Here is a 4,069-nt window from a genome sequence, read left to right as displayed (position 1 = left end):
CCTGTGGGAGAGTAGGACGCCGCCGAACAATCATTGCGGGAAGCCCCGCACCAAACCTTTCGGGGTTCGGTGCGGGGCTTTTCTGCGTTCACCGGCAGTGTCACGGGCTCGGCTGGGTATCCTGGCCGCGTTCCTCTGGAGGACGCGATGACTGCACAGCAGCTGGAAGACGGCGGGCCGCTCATTCCTCAGCCGGCCATGACACGGGAGGCCCTCCGGGACGCCGTACGCCGCATCGACATGGCCAGCCTGGCCGCGCTCGACAAGGAGTGCAACGAGGCCTTCGACCGTGCCGCGGAGACCGGTGCCATCAACCCGCTGCGGTTCTTCCTGATCAAGTGGGCCACGCACGTGGCGATCCACCGGTGGCCGACGCGCTCGGCGGCGCTGCACGAGGCCGAGCGCGTGGCCGGGGATCCGAACGCGACGGAGGAAGAGTTCCGGGCCGCCATGGAGACGAGCAGCCGCATCCTCGCCGAGGCTCAGCGCGAGATCGGTCAGTGACCGCGCGGGGCGAAGGCGTGGAGAACGACGGCGGTTGGGCGTGGGAGTGCGACCCGAGCCGGCTGTGGGTCCTCGGCGACATGCCTGCGGAGCACCAGGAGCTGGTCACCGCCGTCATGGACGGCCTGGTCGACCTGGCGTCGATGGCGATCGACCCCAAGGACGGCAGCCTCTACGAGGACCCGCACCCGATGCGACTGCGTACGTACGAGGACGAGCACCTCATGGTCTGGTACCAGACCATCCCTCACCGCTGCCGGGTCTACCTCAAGCGCGTCAACATCTGAGCACGTGGCAGGCTGCCGCCCATGACGGACGACCTCATCGAGACGCAAACGCCGGCGCGCCGCATCACGGATCCGGCGGAGGCGCTGGCGGCGCTGGAGCGGGCCGTCCCGGGCCTGCTCCACCACCGCCGTTCGGAGCCGGCCGTGCTCGACTGGCCTTTGGTCGAGGAGGGTTTGGGCACTGCCCTGCCGGCCGACTACAAGGACCTCGCGCAGTGGTACCCGGCCTTCACCCTCGGGAACTACCTCCTCGTCGGCCTGCCCGGGCCCGGCGAAGAACTCCAGTTGCTCCGTGACACTCACAGCACGCTGGAGGTGCTTGTCGACGCCTGGCTGGAGCCCGAACTCGGCCTGCAGGCCCATCCCGTAGTGGGCGGACTCTTGCCGTGGGCGGAGTCGGACGAGAGCGACAAGTTCATGTGGAGCACGGCCGGGGCGTCTCCGCAGGAGTGGCGGGTCACGGTGGCCGGCCGGGGCGGAGCCTGGTGGCACTACGAGGGCGGGGCGGTGCAGTTCCTCGCCGAGCTCTGCGACGGCACGCTGGAACCCTGGGGCCTGCGTGTGGTCGGGCCCGAGGTGACAGTTTGGTGAGGCCGGTGACGCCGCTGAACCTGTTGGTCAGGGACTACGTGGCCCCGGTGATGAAGGCCGCCGGCTTCAAGAGGTCCGGCCGTACCTTCCGTCTCATCGCCGGCAACGGCGATCAGGCCGTCCTCGGGTTCGCCCGTCATGCCGTGGACCCTCACGCGGCTGTCTTCGATGTCTCCTACGGCATCGTGCCGGCGCCGTACTGGCAGTGGATCAAGCGGCACTCCGCCGACGGCGACACCCGGGTCCCCATCGTCTTCGGCCCCGCGGTGCTGTCCGGCAGGGTGATCCCACCGCCTCGCGCAGCACATGCCCCGGACGCCGAGATGCCGTTCCGCGCGCGCTGGGCCCTGCGCGGGGACAACGGCACCGTCCGCGGTGAGGCACTGGCCACGGTCCTGCACGATGAGACCGTCCCGGAGATCGTCCACCTGCTCGACCGGAGCAATCTCCTGCAGGAGTGCCGCCACCCGGCCCTGCCGGTGGTGCGTCTCGTGCCGCTCACGCGAGTGGAGATCCTCCTCCGGGTCGACGAGGCTCCGGTCGAGGAGATCGAATCCCTGCTGGGAGACGTGCAGTTGGTCAGCCGCGGCGACGACTTCATCACCTGGACGCGCCGGCGACTGAGTACGCGAAACGGCAGCGCTCCCGAGGCATGACGGCCCTTGCCCCTGATCAGCCTCTGACGAGGCAGAAGGGATGGCCGGCCGGATCGGTGAGGACCCGCCACCTGTCCTCATTGGGCTGATGAACAGGCTTACCGGCCCCCAGCTCCAGCAGCCGGGCTTCGGCCTCGTCCAGGTCCACGACGTCGAAGCAGAGGTGCATCTGCTGGGGGACGGTCTGGTCGGGCCAGCTGGGAGCCCGGTAGCCGTCGACCCGCTGGAAGCCGATCAGGATTCCGTCCTCACGGTTGAGGCCCGCGAAGTCCGCGTCCGACTTCGGATGGGGTTCGAGGCCGGTGGCCTGCTGGTAGAACGCCGCCAGGGCGAGCGGATCAGCGCAGTCGAGCGTTATCGCACTCAGCTTCATCTCCATGGACACGGCACCTCCAGGCCGATCGTCGACTTCCGCGATCCACAGGCTAGGGCGGCCGCTTCCGAGTAGGCCCCAGCCCACCACGGTGTCGGTCGGCTGTCGGCGACCGTCGGCGGCTGTCGGTCCGCTGTCGGAGGTTCGTCGACGGCGCCTGGGAGCGTTCTGGAGACGGCCGACCGGAGTCCACCGGGCGGCCCGGTCCCGAAGGAGCCACCATGCACACACCCGTCACGATCATCGGGGCAGGACTCGGCGGACTCACGCTGGCCCGCGTCCTGCACGTCCACGGAATCCCGGTCACGGTCTACGAGGCCGAACCCTCCCCGTTGGCGCGTACGCAGGGCGGGCTGCTCGACATTCACGACTACAACGGGCAGCTCGCCCTCAAGGCGGCCGGCCTGATGGACGAGTTCCACGCCATCATCCTGGAAGGCCGTCAAGCGATGCGGGTCCTGGACCCGGACGGGACCGTCCTGCTCGACAAGGCAGACGACGGCACCGGCGGACGCCCCGAGGTGCAGCGCGGCGAATTACGACGGATCCTGCTCGACTCGCTCCCGGCCGGCACCGTCCGGTGGGGGCACAAGGCCGGCAGCACCCGCGCCCTCGGCGAGGGCCGGTACGAGGTGACGTTCGACGGCGGCGGCACGGTTGTCACCAGCCTGCTGGTCGGCGCGGACGGCGCCTGGTCACGGGTCCGGCCGCTGCTCTCCACCGCCCTACCCGAGTACGCCGGCACGTCGTTCGTCGAGACGTACCTGTTCGACGCCGACACCCGCCACCCGGCCACCGCGAAGGCGGTCGGCGGCGGAATGCTGATGGTGCCCTCGCCGGGCAGGGAGATCTTCGCCCACCGGGAGACCGGGGACACCCTGCACACCTACGTGGTGCTGGACAGGCCGCAGGACTGGTTCGCCGCCATCGATTTCACCGATGCCGCCGAGGCCACCGCGCGGATAGCGCGCGAGTTCGACGGCTGGGCACCGGAACTGACCGCGCTGATCACCGACGGCGACACCGGACCGGTGCTGCGCCCCCAGTACGCCCTGCCCGCCGGGCACCGGTGGGACCGGGTGCCGGGGGTGACGCTGATCGGCGATGCCGCCCACCTCTCGCCCCCGAACGGCGAAGGAGCCAACCTCGCGATGCTCGACGGCGCCGAACTCGGCCAGGCCCTCGCCGCCCACCCCGACGACCTCGAGGCCGCGCTCACCGAGTACGAGCAGGCCATGTTCCCGCGCAGCAGCGAGGTCGCCACGTTCGACGAAGCCACCCACGCGGTGATGGACATGATCACCGAGAAGGGCCGATAGGGCGGGCGGGGCGGCGGCAGGAGTGAGCCCCCACAACCGCGGAAGGTCGTGGGGGCCGAGCCGCTGGACGACGTCGCCCGGCACGGCGACAGGCCGTTTTGACACCTCCCAGGCCGAGTTGTAGAGTCGAGAAGTTGCCTGGAGCTGACACGCTCGGCAGCAGCCCCCACAAGGAATCATTTTCGAGTGGGGACACTCGACTCTTCATTCGGGAATCGAAGCCGGGGAAATCCGGTGGAGAACTTCTGATAGAGTCGGAATCGCCGGAAAGGGAAAGCGCGAAAGCGCAGGAACTGGAAAGCGCCGAGGAAGTCGGGCCCGAAAGAGTCTGATAGAGTC

6 protein-coding genes are annotated in these 4,069 nt (G+C 69.4%); 5 read left to right on the top strand and 1 reads right to left on the bottom strand.

What is annotated here, in order from left to right:
- Positions 1 to 147: 147 nt before the first annotated feature.
- From ACIPYQ_RS41150 to ACIPYQ_RS41135, 4 genes are read left to right on the top strand one after another with little or no spacing between them, the layout of a single operon-like run.
- Positions 148 to 504: a hypothetical protein gene (locus ACIPYQ_RS41150; protein ID WP_401259804.1), complete on the top strand. Its 357-nt coding sequence runs from the start codon at positions 148 to 150 to the stop codon at positions 502 to 504.
- A complete protein-coding gene (locus ACIPYQ_RS41145; RefSeq protein WP_401259802.1) occupies positions 501 to 791 on the top strand; it encodes a hypothetical protein in 291 nt (96 codons plus the stop codon). The genes ACIPYQ_RS41150 and ACIPYQ_RS41145 overlap by 4 nt, the downstream gene beginning before the upstream one ends.
- A gap of 21 nt (positions 792 to 812) precedes the next feature.
- Entirely contained in the window at positions 813 to 1,382 is a 570-nt protein-coding gene (locus ACIPYQ_RS41140; protein ID WP_401259801.1) for an SMI1/KNR4 family protein, read from the top strand.
- 5 nt (positions 1,383 to 1,387) lie between these two features.
- Positions 1,388 to 2,038, top strand: coding sequence for a DUF4304 domain-containing protein (locus ACIPYQ_RS41135; protein WP_401259800.1), 651 nt, complete (start codon positions 1,388 to 1,390; stop codon positions 2,036 to 2,038).
- A gap of 16 nt (positions 2,039 to 2,054) precedes the next feature.
- Here the strand turns inward: ACIPYQ_RS41135 and ACIPYQ_RS41130 are convergent, their stop codons facing one another.
- Positions 2,055 to 2,411: a VOC family protein gene (locus tag ACIPYQ_RS41130; protein WP_401259806.1), complete on the bottom strand. Its 357-nt coding sequence runs from the start codon at positions 2,409 to 2,411 to the stop codon at positions 2,055 to 2,057.
- A 221-nt stretch (positions 2,412 to 2,632) separates the two neighbouring features.
- Between ACIPYQ_RS41130 and ACIPYQ_RS41125 the strand changes: the two genes are divergently transcribed.
- On the top strand, positions 2,633 to 3,730 hold the full coding sequence (locus tag ACIPYQ_RS41125; protein ID WP_401259799.1) for an FAD-dependent oxidoreductase: 1,098 nt from the start codon (positions 2,633 to 2,635) through the stop codon (positions 3,728 to 3,730).
- Positions 3,731 to 4,069 lie beyond the last annotated feature (339 nt).

Origin of the sequence: Streptomyces sp. NPDC090045, assembly GCF_044747975.1 — a bacterium.
Taxonomy (GTDB): Bacteria; Actinomycetota; Actinomycetes; order Streptomycetales; family Streptomycetaceae; genus Streptomyces.
The sequence above is the reverse complement of the archived record's forward strand: the minus strand, read 5'-3'. Positions and strand labels throughout refer to the sequence as shown.

What these genes read in the sequence shown, in the direction of transcription:
- ACIPYQ_RS41150 (WP_401259804.1), top strand. Translation starts at nt 148, where the DNA reads ATGACTGCACAGCAGCTGGAAGACGGCGGGCCGCTCATTCCTCAGCCG.
- ACIPYQ_RS41140 (WP_401259801.1), top strand. Translation starts at nt 813, where the DNA reads ATGACGGACGACCTCATCGAGACGCAAACGCCGGCGCGCCGCATCACG.
- ACIPYQ_RS41130 (WP_401259806.1), bottom strand. Translation starts at nt 2,411, where the DNA reads ATGAAGCTGAGTGCGATAACGCTCGACTGCGCTGATCCGCTCGCCCTG.
- ACIPYQ_RS41125 (WP_401259799.1), top strand. Translation starts at nt 2,633, where the DNA reads ATGCACACACCCGTCACGATCATCGGGGCAGGACTCGGCGGACTCACG.